Raw genomic sequence first — 16343 nt, 5'->3', positions numbered from 1 at the left:
ATCAGAACTGGCTGGTGAGCCCAAACGGGTGTCCAATCAGTCTTCAAGTTGATGCGGCAGTATTCTTGTCGGGGTACGACGGCTCAAGATCTTGTCAACCAAGGAAGGTAGGCACTTACATGGGGCGTAGAAGGGCTTCATCTGGCATGGACGCCCTGGTCGAGGTGCCGTGGGCAGTCGGCATCTTCGTTGGCATCCTCCTCTTCAGTGGCATTCGCTACGCCATCCCTTGGTGGTTCACGCGGCAGGACGGCGGGCTGGCTCATCGCCTCGCCAGCAGCTTCTTGCACTGGCTGTCGCCCTTGGCCTGGTTGTTGCTGGCAATGTGCTGGACGGCCGCCCTCCTCTCTTACCTCGGCGCACGACGTCGCCGCATCCTCCTGGACACGCGTACCACGCTGGAGAGCTTGGCTGCTACCGGTTGGCGCCAGTTCGAGCAGCTGGTGGGTGAGGCATTCCGGCGCCAAGGGTACGTCGTCGAGGAAGCGGGCTTGGGCGGTGCAGATGGCGGAATTGACCTTGTGCTCCGCAAAGATAGCCAGCGCGTCCTGGTCCAGTGCAAGCAATGGCGGCGGCGACAGGTAGGTGTGAGTGTTGTACGGGAAATGGCAGGGCTTCTTGCCCACCACCGTGCCGATGGGGTCAAAATCGTCTGCGTGGGCACATTCACACGCGGCTTAACTCAAGGTATTAGAAGGGCTTCGAACATTGCTGATCACCGAGGACGCTGAATGACAAAGAACGCACTTCCACAGTTTCTCGTTGATCAGATGGGAGATCTTGTTGAGCGGTTCACTACTGCTATCACCTCAATTCCTGTGGGAGACGACCGGCTTCCACCTGGCGATCACCACGGCACGGGGTGGCTCATTGATATCGATGGCCATCCTTTTATTTGCACATGCGAGCACGTAGCAAATTTTCAGAACGAGGGGGTGCTCGGCTATAGCTGTTACGGCTCGGCAAATGGCATTTCTGTGGGAAAAGAGTTTGAACTTCACCCGTTACCTCTGGACTTTGCCATCGCTTCACTGAATAGCTCATGGGGCATCATTTCCCATCAAGGCGTCTGCATTCCCCAAAGTATGATCGCCGCAGTGCACAGCCCAGTAGAGGGCGAGTACCTTTACTTCTATGGATTCCCGGGGAGCGAAGCTAAGGCGCTTTTTGAAGAGCATTACATTCAAGGAACGGGCGTGTTCATGCATGAGATCGAATTCGTTCAAAAGACCCTTGAAGAAGAGCCTAGAGCTGATCCGGAAATGCATATCTGCATGTCACTAAGTCCAGTGGACGCAATTCCATTGACCCCTGGCACACGGGAATTGCCACTTCCCCAAGGAATGAGCGGATCAGCTCTTTGGAATACGCGTTATCGCGAAGTCACGGATCAAGGAAAGAAGTGGGCTCCTGAAGATGCAAGGCTAACTGGCATAGTTTGGGGTGCCTCCCAAAAGACGGGAGTCGCAGTTGCGACTCCAATTGAACACTTTAGGCACCTGATGCGTATGCCCGTCTAGCTATTCGCCCAAGCAGACGCCGCTTCGCGGCGCGGCTTAACTCAGGTGTTGAACGTCCGCTCTTGGCCGCTTTGAGTCGGAAGCCGCCCTCACCTACCCACGATAAATCTTCCTAATCCCCTGCCCCGCCGATGTCCGCTTCCGGCCAGAAGCAGTCATTCAGCCGTCCCCTGATAGGTGACAACTCCAAGCTGAATTTAGCCACCCAACACTATGACTGAATGATTGTTCTTCCCGGCCTGAGTATTCACGATTGTGAGCTAATCGGTTACGCGGCGGTGAGTCATCAGACTGTGCGCTGCGTTTTAGCGGCCGGATACACATCCCTGTTTCCCAATCAACGCAGTTGAGAATTCCGCAATATTGTACGTTATGCCCCCTCGCCAAGCCCGAAAACTAAGATGAATAATACCAAGGAGAAGAAATTGAAACCCAACACATCAGCCAAAAAAAGGGCAGTTCGTAGCGATAAGTTCAAAATTCCGTTTGAGCTCAACGAGCAGCAGATCGGCATGAAACTCGAGCACTATTTCGGGATTCTGGAAATCTGTCTGGAGAGAAATCTTGAGCTTGAGTCGTCGATAGAAGCCAGGACCGGTGCAGATTACGAGTATCAAGGGCTACAAGCGCGCTATTATCTACAGGCTAAGGCCCCGGTTGCGCTTAAGAGCACCGAGATTGTGCCGATCGCGAAGGGGAAAGAGAATGAGGGGCTGAATGCGATCCGTGCATTCCGAAAAGACAACGACCTCGCCGAATTTCCGCATTCGTTTTGCTTCGGTCTGAGAAAACCAGCGAAGCATGCCAAGGTTCCCGACGAGTTACAACACAACTTGCTCTACGCCATGAATGCCCCAGGCAATAACAGTCACGCCATGTACGTTGCGCCGACCGTCCATAGCAAGGAAGAATATATGGCGCTACTGCGGGATGGCTCACATTTTAGTTCGCTCTATGACGGTCCGTTCTGGCGATTTAGAGACGAAAGAATAGTACTTGAAAAGTTGGCATCACATGTCATGATGAACATGCCATTTCTTCAAGCGCACATCTGCATCACCCCGCATGATAAGGTGACCACGCATGAGCATCATTATTCCTACTCGGCCCACGCGAACGACGTAGCATTTCATTCTCCAATCGTGTTAGAGAGTGCTTCACGGAGTCTCGCGGACTTTCTTGCGTCACAAGCTCGACAGATCGCGGGGTTCGAAACGCAATCGACTGAGTCAGTGCTTAATGAAATGAAGGAAGCTCTACCTGAGTCCGTCGTCCGAGCGCTGGGGGATTCGTCCCAACAGGATCAGCGACCGCTTGGCGCAATAAGGGAAATCGGCAAGATGCTTTGGGAGCAGTACGGAATCGTTCAATACTTGGTGATGAAACGCCGAGATGAATAGCGCTTACCAGTTGGCTCAGGCCCGAAAATTGGAGTAACGCAAAGGCACAGTTAGCACTCACACGACCCAATGAAGATGGCGACAACGCTGCCAATCAGTAGCGATTTCCGCACCGATCTAGTGTGAGGAGAAAGGGGTTCAGATACGCGGATGACGTTCGCTTCAAATGGATTCACCGCGACGCGCTCCAGCGCCTAACACCTGAGTTGAGCAGCGCCGCGGAGCGGCGTCGGCTTGGACGAATTGTTAGGCCAAGACGTGACGGCTATGGATTTGCAAGACGCCGTCCTTGTCTTCCCCTGCATTGATCAGGTCTTCCGCGATGCTCTGCAACGAGAGCTGATTGGCGAGGAACTGCTCCTCCGCCGTGTCTGAAGCATTCGCCGGCTGGATGTCTTGGAGCGCCTCGGTAGAGACCATGCAAATGATGCGGTTCTTGTCATTGCGCGCCTCGAAGTTGACTCCAAACGTGACGGGGTTGGTTGCCCATTTGCCGCTAAACGTGACTGCCATTGTCTCTTCCTGTTGCATCGGAAACGGTGATGTTTGATTAGGGCCTAACACCTGAGCTAAACCGCGCCGCGAAGCGGCGTCAGATTGAACGAATTGTTAGGCGCCAGCCCAGCTGAAGTAGGCGCCTGAAAAATTGTACGCCAATTGGAACATTGCCTCACGGTCCTGTTGGGATACCCCGAAGACAACGTGTTCAGCAATAGCGCGGCCGGATGGTATGGCTGCGCTAGCCGACCGCCCGCTTGGGCAAGAAGTGCGCCGAAGTGGTCTAGAAGAGCCGGAGAGTTGACCTGACCGCTCGTTAGAAGCACTGCGTGGAAGAGGGTTATGCCAGAGACGGCAAACGAGCACATGCCAGGAGCACACTCGATGCTGAAGCGTTCGAGAGGGCTGCCCAGCACCCGCGCTAAGATGGGCCCGCCACTGGCCTCTATTAGGTTCGAGCAAACCTCAAGCCATCGAGTGGAGAGCTGCGCGAGGCTAGACTCGGCGGAGTCCAGCAATTCTCCGTTTGGTGCTTAGTGGGCGAGCAGAAATGTGACCAAGGTGCCTAACTACTGATAGACCCCAATGTGGGTCGTATTTCGGATTCTGGGGACGTGGCCATGGTGTCCGTCAGCCGGATAATTCCTAAACGCAGCGCGTGTTTACGCACATGTTCGCGATCCAAGGAATTTGAAAGATTGAGGGTGTTGTCCGGCAGGGACGCCGCGCTCTCTTAAGGCCCTCGGAGACGTCCGCTTGGGGTCGAAAGCAGAGAATAGCACCGGGCCGAGCGCCGACGCAGTGATGATGTCTGCCTCCGGCCAGAAGAGGTCATCCGGCCTACCCTTGATAAACATCCCAAATCACACCCCGACCCCGGCTGCAACTTTCGGCTGGGTTCAGATGCGTGCCGTGGGTTCGTCATTGCAGAAGGTCGCTGCGGCGCCAGCGCAGCCATGGCCCGCGCAGACGCTGTCGCTGCTGCTCCTTCGCCGTGCATTGGTGCGCGGTGAAGCGTCCAAAAAAGTCATGGTCGCGCCCCGGGCGAGAGGCACCTGCTCTGCACGGGCAATGACACTTCTGTTGCCACCTACCGATTCTTGCTCCGCAAGTCGAATTCGCTGTGGGATGACAAATGAAGGATGTTTTTAGAGCGTATTAGCGCCACGCTCAAGGTCTCTGTGCGTGTGCCTGTTCCGCGTTGGTATTTGGCTGGGCGCATGTTGTCGTCGCGCCATCGGTACCGGCAATCGACCTTTGAATCGCACGACAGCACGTACAGCAAAGCTGGGTGATGAAGTCGGTCAGATTGACTGAATCATCAGAGGTTGCGAAAAGCCTGCTTACCATGAAGGTGGAGATACGTTTTGTACCTCTGTTTTGTGCTCTGCTCAGTCCCTTCGATCAGCAGAACGCCATCATCTTCATCAAAGCTCATTTCCTGCCAGGCAACCGAGAACTCGCCATGGAAGTCATGATCGGCGAGGTCGTCGATCTGAACTTTGTGGTGGTTCGTATCGTGAACGAATCGCACCAGGCAGGACTCGATGTCGATCAACACCTTCCCGCCGATCGACACAGAAACCGGCACCTGCGCATAGCAGATCTTGCCTCCAAACTTCAAGCCGTCTAGATAGCGCAGGGCGTCAATCAAAGCGTCCCTACTCATTTCTATCGCATAGTGGTTCAGCATGCTGGCCAGTGCCTCGAAGGAAATCGCAATCATAGCCAGCAGTCGTGAACGCTCGCAATTGCCCACTCGGCCCACAGCGCGCCACGCCTCACCGGCCAGCAACGGACCACTGCCCTACCCCCGATAACGCCTCCTTATCGGCACGTTGAAGGATGGCGCAGGCCCAGAAACGCGCATCCGCACTAGCAGCGTGGAACCCCCACTGCTGTTTCGCCGGGTGTGGGGAACGCGGGTTGGCCCGGCACTGAGTGATCGCGCGATCGCCCTGGTTATCCAGCGGCGAGCCGCGCTAGCTGGCCTTGAAGGCGATTTCGGCGGGCACAGCCTGCGCTCGGGCTTCGTTACCGAGGGTGCCAGGCAGGGCGTGGCACTGCCTGCGCTGATGGCCATGACCGATCACCGCTCGGTCGCCAGCGTCGTCGGCTACTATCAGGGAGGCAGCGCGAAGGACAATCCTGCGTCGCGACTGATGGAGTGAATATTGCCTCCTCCAAGGCGGCAGCGCGCAGGCGTCCAAGCACTGCGCAGCTCAGGGCGGCGCGGCGGCCTCCGTATGCACGCCGCGTGCAATCTGCCATCGGGCGACCCCATCGTCATCGAATGAGTACAGGGCTAGCCCGTCGATGCCTGGGGCTCTCCCTTGAATCAACATGAGCAGCGTGCTCACTCGCGTCTGCGAGGCGGCGCGCAGACGCCTCATCGCCTCCACATCGGTCGTCGACGCGTTTGGAGCCGTCTCGGGGTGGGTGTGCCACTCGCCCAGGTACAGCAAGCCCATTTGACCGTGCTCGTCGATGCAACGCTGTGCTGCATCCGGGTTAGAGCGATAGGAATAGCGACTGCGCGTATCCCCGGCGTGGGGCCCGGCGGCTCTGGTGATCAGCACTTCCCCGCCGGCAACGGTGCCAAACAGCTGGCCACCCGCCTCGGCCGCGCGCCAGTTCAGCTGGCGGAACTGGACTGTATGATCGAGCACGTTTTGCGCGATGCGCACGCACTGCGCATAGCCCGCAGTTGTCGCGAGATACATCAGTTACCACGCCCACGCACGCGAGATCTCCCCGTAAGACCTGTCAAACGCTGGATCAATGGTGCAGCGCGCACCGAGGGCGACCTCGCGGTTGCCGAGCCACGAGCGAACTACATTGCGCTCCACCTTTCCGAGAAGAACGTCCAAAGCCAGGCGGTGCGCGACGTTAATGGTCCCCATCATGTCAGCAGCGCTGTAGGGCTGGAATGCGACGCCGCAGCCCACCTCCACCGCCTGGCCCTCCCCGGGTGGCCAGTTCGATGTCAGTCGCATCCGAAACTGCGCATCGGCGTCGAGTGCGGGGGTGATATCGGTCGCATCGACGATCCCCACTGCGTGGCCGGCCACGGCCATTTCCTCAAGCCAGGTCCACAAAAACGCTGGTGGGCGTTCCAGTCCAATTCGCCAACGGTTCAGTGCGAGTTCGCCCGCGATCCCGATGCCGGCCGCGATGACCAGATCGCAACGTGACAGGGCCTCCAAATGCTCAGCATTGGCGTGCTCGATTGCGCCCATCCACGGGTCAACAGCCACCGCGCTAGGAAAGTCCCTGAGCAACTGCTTGGCCAGCGCAACCGACTTGTACTGACCTACCGCTTGCATGCCCAGGATGTGACGCCCAGTATTGCTTGAACTCAGGCGATCCATATCGACCAAGTGCAATGAACCGATGCCCGCCTGGACCAAGTCTCGCGCCAGATAGCCGCCCAGTGCGCCACAGCCTACGACGGCTACGGTCTTGCCACGCAAGGCTTCAGCATCCGCCCGCTTTCCGCGACCGTGTACTGCGCGGTAGTCCGCACGCTGGACGCTCCTGCGAACTGCAGGCTTGGCATTGAAGCTCCTCGCCAGCCACGCGGGAGGTCGAGGCCGGGACGGACGGAAGCCATTCTTGGCGGCCGCCGCGCTGATCCCTTCGATCTCCGCACATACGTAGACCGGCTCGCCTCCAATCTCGCAACCCAGTACCACAGGAAGCACACTGCCGGCTCGCATATGACGGGCAAGCGCGCCGGCCGCATCCAGCGCAATGACATCCCTGCCCGCCGCCGGAAACGCCGTAGGTACCATCGGCTGGTCCAGCCAGATCAGACGGGTGGTGGCCACCACATTCGGCGCTGACGTGCCTGTGCGTGACAGCCACTTGCGCAGCTGCTCGGGCGACTCAGCGTATACCAAGCCGCGCTTCGCATCTCCATAGTAGACAATGTCTCGCGACGTCGGCGCGTCTTCCAGGAGGGATCGGTAAGGCATTGATGACTCCTTACCGAGCTGGGACCAGTAGGCGATGAACTCTCGCCGGTGCTCGGCGTCGCGCTCCTCCTCACTCATGCCCAAGACCTGCAGCGCATCCTGAAGGGTGGTCAGGATCCGCGTCGCAGCACTGGACGAGTAGCGAAGTCGGCCCAGGCACAGAGCGCCCCTGGGGTCGATGTGGGGCCAATACGGCGCCGCAGGAGGGGTTCCCTGCAAGGCAACTGCGACAGGATCAGCAAAAGGGAACTGTGCGGTGATTCCGACAATCAAATGATCGATCGTCGGATGAGAGTGCCAGGCCTTCGGCACATTCACTCGCCACGCGGCAACCAGGCCAAAATGCGCCAAGGCGGCCTCTTCGCTCGGCTTGACCCGGCGCCATTCGTCCGCCCTTGCCTCTGCAAGGGCGGACTCGATTTGCTCGACGACGTTGGCAGAAAAGTCCAAGCCGCTGGCCTTAGCCGAACCGACCATTGCCGTCGTTCCTCACGTCAGAGCGCGCCTCAGCCGCAATGAAGAAGCCGCGGCTTGCCTCCGCTTTCTGCACGGGCTCAGGCAGCGCCTGGAAGTAGCTGCTGGCATAGACCTCATCCCACGCTTCGCGGGCCTCGCTTCGCGTGCAGTCATCCTCAAGCACCGCCAGTTGCTCAATTGCCCAGCCCAACTTGTCCCGGAAGAACCGCACCTTGGTATTGCCAGCCTCGGCGAGCTTTGACGCATTTACGGGATGGGCTACCTCTGTGGACCAGTCCAGCTGGGCCTTGATCGCCTTCCAGGTTTCAAGCAGCGCCTCGTCGTCACGGCCATCGAAACCCACAAAGTGATCGGAAACGAGTTTGGTGATGACAATGCCGCTGGTGGTCTCATCCTTCCAATCAGACCGGCTGCGCGCATACAACTTGGTGAGTCGGATGACCCGACGCATCTGATCGCCAGCCCCTGCACTCTCACCATTTCGATCGGCAACCTGCTGCTTGAACCAGCGCGTGGTGGCGCGCGCATCCGAAGGATCCCAGCTGCCATCGCCTGCCAGTTCGAACACCTCGCGAGTACCGCCCCAGCCATCGTCTTCCTTGCGGATGCGATAGACCGGCATGTCGATGTGGTAGCCCTGGTGATAAGCCTGCCGGACGCACTTGGGAAACACCTCTGCCGGATTGGCAAACCGCCTGTCGCGTGAGAGTGCCGTACAGACGCGCTCCTTGGCCTCCAGCGGCGTCAGAGCGAAGCCATGCTGATCGACAAGTGCCGCCTCGTCGAAGTACACCCCGTCGTCGATGTCGTAATCAAAGTCGGGGTCTTGGACCATCGTGTGCATCGCGTAGGAGCCTTGAGTGCACACCATCTTCGGCTGGGCATGCTCCTCTTCATCCAAGCCAATCTCAAGGCGACGACGCCCAGTATCCCGGCGCTCCCGCATCTCCGTACGCTCGTCGTTGCTGAGCGTTACTTCGTCGGCATGGAACTTGCTCATATCGCTACCGCAGTCAAACACGCTCATTTTCCTTCTCCTTGCTGCTCACAGAGGCCATCGGTCAGGGCGGCGCGGAAACGCGCCATTTCGCTGTCTTGCGTGAACGCCTGAGCCCACGCGTAGTCCACATCGGAAACCGCTTGGCGCCTGAGGGCATTCAGCACCTTGGGGCGAGCGTCATCCATGTTCTGGATGTACTTCAGCAGCTTCTCTGAGGGGCATTGCGCCGGCATGCGAAATGCCATGCTTCCATCCTTGCGCAACTGCAGGATCTTCTTGCTGATGTAGTCGTAGCCCACCGCCTGCGAGTTCAGGCTTGCCGATATCGCGCGGACGCCTCCGCGCCAGCCCAAGGCACCTCGATAGCGCTGGCGGTCGGTAATTTCTTCACCGCCTTGCGCGGGCAGCGCCCCGAGCATGAAAAGGTGGACGGGACGGTTCTCGCCAAGGTCATCCAGAATTTCCACAGCCTCTAACGCGCCAAGCGCTCCAGGGTTGTTGGCCCACAGCCCCCCGTCCGTGTACACGACCCGCGCCTGCCCATCTGGCTCATCCAGCTGCGCGAGGGCTCGCAGGATAGGGGCTGCCGTGGTCGCCATGCAGGCATCGACAAGCGTCCGTTTGTCATCGCGTCCATTGAGCCGGGCCAAGTGTCGTGTTTTGAACACCACGGCAGCGTGTCGCGCCATATCGATGGACGTCAGCGCCAGCCGGATGCCGCGCTCGTCATGCACGTCCCGGAAGGTCTTCTGGCCAAAGGTGTGCTCCAGCGCCGCCCGGAGCGCGGCTTCACCCCGGCGGATGCCAAGACCAAACAGCGGGACAGTCTGCCCCAGGACGGGAATGCGCCTCAGCCACTGAAGCGGAAAGATTTTCCCGCCGTGCTCCTGGTAGAGCTGGTCAACCTTGGACAGCGACTCACCTGCTGCCAAAGCGGACGCCACGATCCCGCCGGTGCTGGTGCCAACGATAAGGTCGAAGCAACGGCCTACGTCCAATTCCTCACCGACTTGGCCGCAAACGCGCGCGGCGAAGGTGCGCAGGTAGGCCGCCTGATAGACCCCGCGCATCCCACCACCGTCCAGGCACAAAACTCGAAATGGCTTCATTGCGTCCTCCGATGTCCCCTAGGACACAAGATGTGGAAGTCTTTGGCTGCCCCACCCCCTATGGGTAGTGGCTTCAGGGAATTTGCCGACGTGGTAGGCAAGCTAACATCGAGATGAATCAGAAGCAAGAAACTTTTCTAGGTGGTTTGGGGGATACTAGTCCTTTGGCCGGAAAGACGACCATGTCTGAACAAGTACCACCCCCATTCAGCTCAAAGACATGGAGTCAGCGGCAGCGCTACGCGTTCATAGAGAATCGGCTGTACTGGGAGGGAGAGCTAACCCGGTCGGCCCTGATGGAGCGCTTTGGCATATCAGGCCCCCAAGCATCCGACGATGTCGCGCGATATCTCGAACTGGCTCCCCAGAGCATTGAGTACGATCGGGTCCGGAAGGCGTACATCCCTACTCGCCACTTCCAGCCACGGGTTACCTTCCCTGATGCACGTCAGTACCTGACCCAGTTGCTCCTGCTGGCCGATGACGCGATTGCCTCAGGTGACTCCTGGCTTGGCGATGTACCCATCCATGCCGTCATGCCTCGAGTGCGCAGGCGGCTGGACACAGAAACGCTAAGGCCAGTTGTGTCTGCCATCAGGCACCGGCGAGCTATTGAGATTCGCTACCAGTCGATGTCGACACCGGATCCCGTGCTTCGATGGATTGCTCCTCATGCACTGGTCTACGACGGCGCCCGCTGGCACATCCGGGGCTGGTGCTTCAACAAGTCCCGCTTCACCGATTTCGTCCTGGCCCGAATTCTTCAGATCGGTGACAGCCGGGTGTCGCCGATGGACCCTAGCCTGGACCGTGAGTGGGAAGAATTTTTCACTATTGAGTTGTCGCCTCATCCAGACCTGTCCGAATGGCAACGTCAGGCCATCGAGATGGACTACGGAATGGCGGACGGAGTGATCGGAATACGAATGCGCCTGTGCATGACCTGGTACTTCGAGCGTCACTACGGCTTGGACATTCCTGTGGAGTGCCTTCCTGCGGCTCGCCGGCAGATTGTCATTCGAAATCGCGCTGAGCTTGATGCGCTTCGTCTGTCCTGCGCTACTTCAGACGACTGAGGTCAGGGTACCGGCACAGGCGCGATAGCCCCTGACGACGATAAGCGTCATGCGATGGCTGGGTACGTATCTCACCCCCTTCGGAGTATCTACGCCCACGGCAAATATGATGTCCGCCGCGTGCTCATCAGCTTCCACAATCTCAAGCGGGGCGAACGCGTTGGGGCTGTCAACTTCTCCGCCGGGCCTCCTTGAGCGCATTCTGCACTCTTCCCCGTATTGTAGCGACGCAATCCGCTCATGATTCGCGGAAAAGAAGTTCTGTACGTACGTCGAAATCGCTTCTCTGCCTCACCTATCAACACAGAACGGCCATGAATTCTTACCAAGTCCAACACGTCGACAGAGCTCGAGAAATTCTTGGTGCGCACGCTTCTTGCTCACTCGCCCTTTCTTGACTCCGTCTGGGGCAATACCGGTGGCGAGGTACTTCTCCAGCGCCATCTGAACATCAGGATGAGAGGAAAAAAGCGCCGAGAGCGCGCCGGTATATCCACCGACAGACTGAGCTGGCATCGCGCATACTGGCTTCGATCGCACAGGCTTCTGCTTGCGAAAACCCTTGAGGACGCCAGCCCAGCCCGCAATCCGACCGTCGCCCATAACCGCGATGCATCGATTGAGGTATCGCAGAACCTCAGCATTCTCAATGCCGAACCGAGAGGAAATCTCTGCAGTCGTGCAGCCACTCAAGTAAGCAACGAGAGCGCTCTTCCTTCGCTCGAACAGAGCTAGATTCGCCTGGTCCAGTTGGCTGGTATCGCAAGGCGGCCACTCATCGTAGTTCGCGAGGTCCGCCGGAAGCGTACTCCGATTGAAATTAATGCCCGTCGTCACGTTGACACCTGTAGAGCCTAGTGTGCACAGACCATGGTTGAACATCCATGTCTGACTCAAGCGATCGTGCACGCAGAGCCAGCACGGCAGCCCCTATTGCCACCGCCGGGTGCCATTGACGATAGGCTTGGATGATCTCCCCGAGTGACGCCTTGCCGCGTCGTCTGATCATCGATTCAACATCCTCTGCCAAGGCAGCGAGACCGGCGTCGCGACTGCGGTGGAATGCAGAGATTGCAGCTTGCCAGTTGCGGATTCGCATCTCGACTGGGCCAGATCACGTGTAGTGAGCACAGCGACTGAATGACCGCACTCGGCAGTCATTGCGTCAATATCTCGCCTGGCGCGATCCGAACCGTCGTCGATCATTCGCGCCTGAATGGATCCGTCCGTCAATGTAACAAATGCGTCAACGACGTATGGGCCGCCATCTAAACGCACCTCTAATCGCGGCTCGCAGTACTCTGCTTCTCGAACTTCCGCGTCACCCTCACAGTAGAAGAAGAGCTTCATCCTCAAGTCACCGCTCAGGGTGACCGGGCACTCAGCTCTCGGTGACTGCAGTGTCCAGAGGTTTGCCGAGTTGCTTGTACGAGCTTGACGCACCCCCAGCCGGCGCTGCATGGCATTGGTAGTAAGACTCATGCCCCTGCTCCAAAGAGACCTCCCTATGGGAAGAGCCCAGGGATCCAGACGATCCAAGCGAGGTTAATCCAGGTCACTTGCATAACGTCCGCTGAGGCCATCGCTTCAATGCAGCGTCGGCCAGGGCCCACAGCAGACGTTATGACGCTACTCCCGAAATACACATGCCGCAACCGCCCTACCTGCGTTGCCGCTGAACAACTAACAGATATACATGTGGATGACGAAGGGCGTACACATATACTTGTTTGCGACCCCTATTCAGTTTGTTAGGAATCTCAGCTGTGGATCGATAAGCTGTTGATATGAAAAGCGTCCCAGGTAACACCAATACGTGCTCCGCCAGTTGCCGCTGGAAGCCCATCCATGTCCAATGGATGGGCGCAAATGATCTTCATCCCCTGGTGTGGCAAAGATCGCCTGCTTACCTATGCCCACTACGCTGTCCCGCTTCACGGAAGTATTGGAAAGCCCTCATCCACGCGAAAGCAGCGAGGCTTTGATCGCACTGAGCACGACAGTAAGGATCGCAGAATAGGTCACCACTACTGCAATAAAAAACTCCAAAAAAGTAATCTTGCTGTGGCTGGCGAGCGAGCAGAAAAGCTTCCACGCTCGCTTAGCAGCGTTCTTCTCCACCAGTCGTATCCGCTTTCTTTCTGCCTTCATGAAATCGGAATCCGAGATGGCGTGTTGCATAAAGCTCTCAAAGCTTGCAATGAATGCCAGTAGCCAGATCACCACAAGGCACACTGCAAGGCCATAAAGGGCTAACGGCATGTTCGTTTTTGGTTCCCCAGCGGCCGTGAACAGTAAGATCGCAGTCGTCAGGAGAACAATCTGAGGCGTTAGGTTCCTGAGAAAATCGAGGAGGGCCTTTCCTCCGCTCGCTGTTAGCAGATTCATTGCGGCGACGTGATGGATGGAGCGTCATTAAAGCAGCTGCTAGTCGCATGAGCTGCGACTAGGCTACCGCGACCCTCCCCCGTAACGCATCCTCGCTGGTGACGGTTGCCCGTTGCTTGTGGCGCACGCGCCTAGGGTTGTCGGGTCGGATACCCTCGGCACGGCGCCGGCAACTCCGTTCCCGGACAGGTGCTCCCCCCTGCTCCGCGGATGCTGCGCCCTGCCCGCCCGATCTTCTGTGAACGAAAAGGGCGAAAACTAGGTAGGAAACTGAAATTCTGGACTATGCTTGCACTGACTTTTGGCGAACATGTTGGGGATGAACGGCACGCATCTCCAGGCGGCACACACATACCACTTGAAGCATCGAACGGGGTGCAGGATGTACCTGAAGAAACTGGATGTCCGCAATTTTAGGCGTCTCAAGACGGTTGTCATTGACCTAGCCTCAGATATCTCAATCTTCGTAGGCTCCAACAACAGCGGAAAGACTTCTGTTGGCCATGCACTGGAACTATTCTGTGGCCGAGGCCGCTTAAATATCCACGACTGAGGTAGAGCCTAGGATCGTGCGACCGCCGCCCCGGGCACTCGCCAGATCCCCCTGAGCCCTGCCCCGCCGATGTCTGCTTCCGGCCATAGTCGGAAGTTGAACGCATGAATCTAGCCGCGCCGCGTAGCAGCGTTGGCGCAAACACATTGCAAGCCCGGCCGTAGCCGGTCAAGAACGCGTCAGTTCAACAGCCAAGTGACACGCGGTGCCATTGTCTAGGTGGCTATCCAGGTTGTTGAAACTCTCAACCATGGATTGCGCAGTCGGCGGGGATCGGCGTACATCAAAGCTCTTCGATAGATTCAGCGTGAACACGTCGATATGCGGTGGCGCGACGTGGCGAAGGAAGGTGATCCTGCTGAAGCCGGCGTCAGATGGGGACGCGCAGATGTGTGCCATGACATCAATGTCACTCGGGTTATCTTTTGCGGTAAGAAAGCTCCCATAGACGAGCAATCGATAGACACTAAAGTTCTCATCTAGAATATCACGAAAGGCTTTAAGCTCAGACAGCAAGTTTACGCGGGTCTCATTGGTGCCATATTCGGCGCTTAATTCGGTAAGTGACATTGCTTTAATCATAGGGTTCAACGCCTGAATTAATCCGGCCCGCGAAGCAGGTTCGGTTTTCATGATTTATTGGACGCGAGTTCGGCGTGCACGCATCTACGATAGAGAGTCGAAGACAACACGATCGCCGCTTGAAGATGCAATGACACGCAGGTCGGAAACCGGGAAGCGAGATACGTTGCCTAGGGCTGGTTGTCCACCACCAGAATTTGCAGAAGACGCTATTGCCCACAAATCCGATGTGGTGAATCCGCTGGCACCGAGGATCATCCCGCTGCCGGATGATGCAATCGCCCTTAGATCTAAAACGGTATGCGACGTTTTCCTCCGTATCCAACTACCTAATTGCAGAATTACTCGCTCCGGGTACGCGCCTTATCCACAGCACGCCACATGGTGCGTTATTCCCTCGATACGGCCGATCTTAGTGCGATTGGGATCGGCCAACAAGCGTGCGTAGAGCCGAACCCTGCAGGGCATACAGCGGCGCTCCAGCCCAAGTCCACATTGGGTCGGGATCTGCCCGCCCCCACCAAATCAACGATCCCTGACCTTTAGAGCCCGATGATTGCGAGTATGGCTTGAAGTCGCGTTAAGTAAGGCCTTTCGCCCACCTATATCGCCCTGCAGCGCTGCCAGCCGCCAGACGGCGACGAAACCTGCACCCATCCATTGGAGAGCTTGCGCATCGCCTGCCCGCCAACACAAGCGCGCCCTGAGCGGGCTGCCTCATCAGAGCCAAGTGCGGGCAGTGATATGACGTCGTCGGATGGTCCGGGGCGACCTGCGCGCCGGGCTTCATCTTGCAGGGTTCGAGCTTCGATCCGGTCGCAGTATGGCTTCACGCCCGGGTGCGGGTGGCTCGGCCACCGGTAGTGCTGGCAGTTGAAAGGCGTGGTCGCGCTCGCCATTGAGTTGCGCGCCGCCTTCTTGGCAGCGGGCTGTGGTCGGGGTGCAGGACCCGTGGCCGTGTGAATCTGTGCAGCCGCAACCGACGACATCAACAACCCAGCCGTGAGCCCCAGCAAACGAACGTCCATGTTGCGTCCTCGCTTCTCCCGTACCGATTCTGCACGGATTCGGGCGACGCTCCTATAGGGTGTTCCCCGACACGTATAGACGCACTAGCAGTTGGTTTTCCAGGACGTTGAGATCGACTTGAACTGGTCGGAACTCGTGCGCCAAAGCATTTCCTTGTACTGCTCTCGGACCAGGCCCGATTCTCCTGTCGGCCGAATGTGGGTCAGCAGATTCGCGCGCCTGCCGACCAGGCTCGGTTGCAGGGGCATGACTCGCCACGCTTCCCCGCCAACCGAGATGTACTGCACGTATGGCGAGACTGGGCGACCCATGTTGTACCAAGTGCTGCACCACATGTAAGTGGCTGCGATCGACCACGTCGATGAAGCCGGGTCGTAGTCCATGACGACCGGGATCAGGAACGAGCGCCACACAGGAGGCCTGGCAGCGCCATCCACCTGCGCGATCCGCAGTGTGGTCTCCTTTGGTTTCCAGCCGGTTGCACGCATCGCGATATCGCGCGTGATGGTTCCCTTCGCGGTGCGCTTCACCACGATCAGCCGGCCGTCTGACAGCCGCACTTCCTCCTTCCACGACTCACTCATGCGACTGCAGCCGACTAATGTCAGCACCAGCGTGCATAGCACGATCACGCACAAAGCGTGGACCACCGCGGCGGTTGCCCTTGCAATATTCATCCTGAAGCCTCCTTGCATTGTCAGAGATCCCTCATCTGGCCATCGCGGACCGCAGGG

At 58.1% G+C, this 16343-nt stretch carries 16 protein-coding genes and 1 pseudogene; 6 read left to right on the top strand and 11 right to left on the bottom strand.

Annotation, left to right across the window (positions count from 1 at the left end; translation table 11 throughout):
* Nucleotides 1-119: 119 nt before the first annotated feature.
* The 3 genes from ACQG3P_RS01150 to ACQG3P_RS01140 all read left to right on the top strand — a co-directional run bounded on the left by ACQG3P_RS01150 (nt 120) and on the right by ACQG3P_RS01140 (nt 2920).
* A complete protein-coding gene (locus ACQG3P_RS01150; protein WP_426803952.1) occupies nt 120-731 on the top strand; it encodes a restriction endonuclease in 612 nt (203 codons plus the stop codon).
* Nucleotides 732-1520: a hypothetical protein gene (locus ACQG3P_RS01145; protein ID WP_426803951.1), complete on the top strand. Its 789-nt coding sequence runs from the start codon at nt 732-734 to the stop codon at nt 1518-1520.
* Nucleotides 1521-1921: 401 nt separating this feature from the next.
* Nucleotides 1922-2920, top strand: coding sequence for a hypothetical protein (locus ACQG3P_RS01140; RefSeq protein ID WP_426803950.1), 999 nt, complete (start codon nt 1922-1924; stop codon nt 2918-2920).
* Nucleotides 2921-3166: 246 nt separating this feature from the next.
* Here the strand turns inward: ACQG3P_RS01140 and ACQG3P_RS01135 are convergent, their stop codons facing one another.
* Nucleotides 3167-3433, bottom strand: coding sequence for a DUF1488 family protein (locus ACQG3P_RS01135; protein WP_426803949.1), 267 nt, complete (start codon nt 3431-3433; stop codon nt 3167-3169).
* A gap of 1306 nt (nt 3434-4739) precedes the next feature.
* Nucleotides 4740-5144, bottom strand: coding sequence for a hypothetical protein (locus ACQG3P_RS01130; RefSeq protein WP_426803948.1), 405 nt, complete (start codon nt 5142-5144; stop codon nt 4740-4742).
* 172 nt (nt 5145-5316) lie between these two features.
* Between ACQG3P_RS01130 and ACQG3P_RS01125 the strand changes: the two are divergent.
* A pseudogene (locus ACQG3P_RS01125) lies at nt 5317-5589 on the top strand (tyrosine-type recombinase/integrase); the annotation flags it as partial.
* Between the two features lie 51 nt (nt 5590-5640).
* Here the strand turns inward: ACQG3P_RS01125 and ACQG3P_RS01120 are convergent.
* From ACQG3P_RS01120 to ACQG3P_RS01105, 4 genes are read right to left on the bottom strand one after another with little or no spacing between them, the layout of a single operon-like run.
* Entirely contained in the window at nt 5641-6141 is a 501-nt protein-coding gene (locus ACQG3P_RS01120) for a Mov34/MPN/PAD-1 family protein (RefSeq protein ID WP_426803947.1), read from the bottom strand.
* A 3-nt stretch (nt 6142-6144) separates the two neighbouring features.
* Nucleotides 6145-7872 carry a ThiF family adenylyltransferase gene (locus ACQG3P_RS01115; protein ID WP_426803946.1) on the bottom strand — a complete coding sequence of 576 codons (1728 nt, stop codon included), beginning with the start codon at nt 7870-7872 and terminating at the stop codon, nt 6145-6147.
* Complete coding sequence (locus tag ACQG3P_RS01110) at nt 7856-8899, bottom strand: cyclic GMP-AMP synthase DncV-like nucleotidyltransferase (RefSeq protein ID WP_426803945.1); 1044 nt, start codon at nt 8897-8899, stop codon at nt 7856-7858. Before ACQG3P_RS01110 ends, ACQG3P_RS01115 begins: the two co-directional genes overlap by 17 nt.
* On the bottom strand, nt 8896-9981 hold the full coding sequence (locus ACQG3P_RS01105) for a patatin-like phospholipase family protein (RefSeq protein WP_426803944.1): 1086 nt from the start codon (nt 9979-9981) through the stop codon (nt 8896-8898). The genes ACQG3P_RS01110 and ACQG3P_RS01105 overlap by 4 nt, the downstream gene beginning before the upstream one ends.
* A gap of 182 nt (nt 9982-10163) precedes the next feature.
* Between ACQG3P_RS01105 and ACQG3P_RS01100 the strand changes: the two genes are divergently transcribed.
* Nucleotides 10164-11057, top strand: coding sequence for a helix-turn-helix transcriptional regulator (locus tag ACQG3P_RS01100; RefSeq protein WP_426803943.1), 894 nt, complete (start codon nt 10164-10166; stop codon nt 11055-11057).
* A gap of 291 nt (nt 11058-11348) precedes the next feature.
* Here ACQG3P_RS01100 and ACQG3P_RS01095 read toward each other — a convergent pair whose 3' ends face one another.
* From ACQG3P_RS01095 to ACQG3P_RS01085, 3 genes are all read right to left on the bottom strand, one after another.
* Entirely contained in the window at nt 11349-11894 is a 546-nt protein-coding gene (locus ACQG3P_RS01095; RefSeq protein WP_426803942.1) for a hypothetical protein, read from the bottom strand.
* Between the two features lie 168 nt (nt 11895-12062).
* Entirely contained in the window at nt 12063-12539 is a 477-nt protein-coding gene (locus ACQG3P_RS01090; protein ID WP_426803941.1) for a hypothetical protein, read from the bottom strand.
* Nucleotides 12540-13013: 474 nt separating this feature from the next.
* On the bottom strand, nt 13014-13445 hold the full coding sequence (locus ACQG3P_RS01085; RefSeq protein ID WP_426803940.1) for a hypothetical protein: 432 nt from the start codon (nt 13443-13445) through the stop codon (nt 13014-13016).
* A gap of 310 nt (nt 13446-13755) precedes the next feature.
* Here ACQG3P_RS01085 and ACQG3P_RS01080 point away from each other — a divergent pair, with 310 nt between their 5' ends.
* The gene (locus ACQG3P_RS01080) at nt 13756-13998 is read left to right on the top strand and encodes an AAA family ATPase (RefSeq protein WP_426804029.1); all 243 of its coding nucleotides are present in this window, start codon (nt 13756-13758) and stop codon (nt 13996-13998) included.
* A 168-nt stretch (nt 13999-14166) separates the two neighbouring features.
* Here ACQG3P_RS01080 and ACQG3P_RS01075 read toward each other — a convergent pair whose 3' ends face one another.
* Together ACQG3P_RS01075 and ACQG3P_RS01070 are read right to left on the bottom strand one after the other, a co-directional pair.
* Complete coding sequence (locus tag ACQG3P_RS01075; protein WP_426803939.1) at nt 14167-14631, bottom strand: DUF6932 family protein; 465 nt, start codon at nt 14629-14631, stop codon at nt 14167-14169.
* A gap of 1061 nt (nt 14632-15692) precedes the next feature.
* Entirely contained in the window at nt 15693-16286 is a 594-nt protein-coding gene (locus ACQG3P_RS01070) for a hypothetical protein (protein ID WP_426803938.1), read from the bottom strand.
* Between the last annotated feature and the right edge of the window lie 57 nt (nt 16287-16343).

The organism is Stenotrophomonas sp. SrG (assembly GCF_050031795.1).
GTDB lineage: Bacteria > Pseudomonadota > Gammaproteobacteria > Xanthomonadales > Xanthomonadaceae > Stenotrophomonas > Stenotrophomonas rhizophila_A.
The sequence above is the reverse complement of the archived record's forward strand: the minus strand, read 5'-3'. Positions and strand labels throughout refer to the sequence as shown.

Excerpts from the sequence above, each read along its gene's own strand:
- ACQG3P_RS01150 (WP_426803952.1), top strand. The coding sequence starts at position 120 with ATGGGGCGTAGAAGGGCTTCATCTGGCATGGACGCCCTGGTCGAGGTG.
- ACQG3P_RS01145 (WP_426803951.1), top strand. The coding sequence starts at position 732 with ATGACAAAGAACGCACTTCCACAGTTTCTCGTTGATCAGATGGGAGAT.
- ACQG3P_RS01140 (WP_426803950.1), top strand. The coding sequence starts at position 1,922 with ATGAATAATACCAAGGAGAAGAAATTGAAACCCAACACATCAGCCAAA.
- ACQG3P_RS01135 (WP_426803949.1), bottom strand. The coding sequence starts at position 3,433 with ATGGCAGTCACGTTTAGCGGCAAATGGGCAACCAACCCCGTCACGTTT.
- ACQG3P_RS01130 (WP_426803948.1), bottom strand. The coding sequence starts at position 5,144 with ATGATTGCGATTTCCTTCGAGGCACTGGCCAGCATGCTGAACCACTAT.
- ACQG3P_RS01120 (WP_426803947.1), bottom strand. The coding sequence starts at position 6,141 with ATGTATCTCGCGACAACTGCGGGCTATGCGCAGTGCGTGCGCATCGCG.
- ACQG3P_RS01115 (WP_426803946.1), bottom strand. The coding sequence starts at position 7,872 with ATGGTCGGTTCGGCTAAGGCCAGCGGCTTGGACTTTTCTGCCAACGTC.
- ACQG3P_RS01110 (WP_426803945.1), bottom strand. The coding sequence starts at position 8,899 with ATGAGCGTGTTTGACTGCGGTAGCGATATGAGCAAGTTCCATGCCGAC.
- ACQG3P_RS01105 (WP_426803944.1), bottom strand. The coding sequence starts at position 9,981 with ATGAAGCCATTTCGAGTTTTGTGCCTGGACGGTGGTGGGATGCGCGGG.
- ACQG3P_RS01100 (WP_426803943.1), top strand. The coding sequence starts at position 10,164 with ATGTCTGAACAAGTACCACCCCCATTCAGCTCAAAGACATGGAGTCAG.
- ACQG3P_RS01090 (WP_426803941.1), bottom strand. The coding sequence starts at position 12,539 with ATGAGTCTTACTACCAATGCCATGCAGCGCCGGCTGGGGGTGCGTCAA.
- ACQG3P_RS01085 (WP_426803940.1), bottom strand. The coding sequence starts at position 13,445 with ATGAATCTGCTAACAGCGAGCGGAGGAAAGGCCCTCCTCGATTTTCTC.
- ACQG3P_RS01080 (WP_426804029.1), top strand. The coding sequence starts at position 13,756 with ATGTTGGGGATGAACGGCACGCATCTCCAGGCGGCACACACATACCAC.
- ACQG3P_RS01075 (WP_426803939.1), bottom strand. The coding sequence starts at position 14,631 with ATGAAAACCGAACCTGCTTCGCGGGCCGGATTAATTCAGGCGTTGAAC.
- ACQG3P_RS01070 (WP_426803938.1), bottom strand. The coding sequence starts at position 16,286 with ATGAATATTGCAAGGGCAACCGCCGCGGTGGTCCACGCTTTGTGCGTG.